The sequence below is a fragment of the Streptomyces viridosporus genome (assembly GCF_002078235.1).
GTDB classification, from domain to species: domain Bacteria; phylum Actinomycetota; class Actinomycetes; order Streptomycetales; family Streptomycetaceae; genus Streptomyces; species Streptomyces viridosporus.
In genome coordinates this window covers 1-560 of sequence record NZ_MSGP01000945.1, presented here as the reverse complement: position 1 = coordinate 560, position 560 = coordinate 1, and the positions used below count along the sequence as shown (strand labels likewise).

1 pseudogene is annotated in these 560 nt (G+C 76.4%); it reads left to right on the top strand.

Annotated features, from left to right (window positions below):
- Positions 1-242 precede the first annotated feature (242 nt).
- Positions 243-560, top strand: a pseudogene (locus B7L92_RS38835) (hypothetical protein); the annotation flags it as partial.

Here is a 560-nt window from a genome sequence, read left to right as displayed (position 1 = left end):
GCCACCGCGGCCGCACGTGGCCCCGGGTCACCGGGCGGGTCCCGGGACGAAGCGGTCGGGACTCCGCGCCTCACCCCGGAGATCCGGCCCCGGAAACCGGGCTGTCGGCCGTCCGACGCCGGTGTCGGGTGTGAGAGGGCGAAAACAGCGGTACGGACGTTGAGTCGGAGCCGTTTTCCTAGGATGGGGGCTTCGCGGAAAGCGGGAACCGTGTGTCGCCGCCCAGGGGGAGGGAGCGCGCCATGTCTCACCAGCGGCTCGGCCGCGGGCCCTCGAGTCCCGCCGGCCCGGACCCGGAACCCGCTCCGCCGGACGACGGCGCCCCGCGTCCCGTCCGGTTCGTGGGCTGGCTCGGCGGGCTCGGGTGCGTGGCCGCCGGGTACGGCGTGTTCCAGTTCCTGTTCCAGGTGCTGCCCGGCTCCCTCGGCGGGGAGGCGGCGAGGTACCTGGTCTCCGCGGTGAGCGGACTCGGCACGGCGCTCGCGGCATGGCTGGCGGCGGCGCTGGTCCGGGCCCGCGCCGCCGCCAGCCATGCCGCGAGCGCCGTGCCGAGTCCGCTC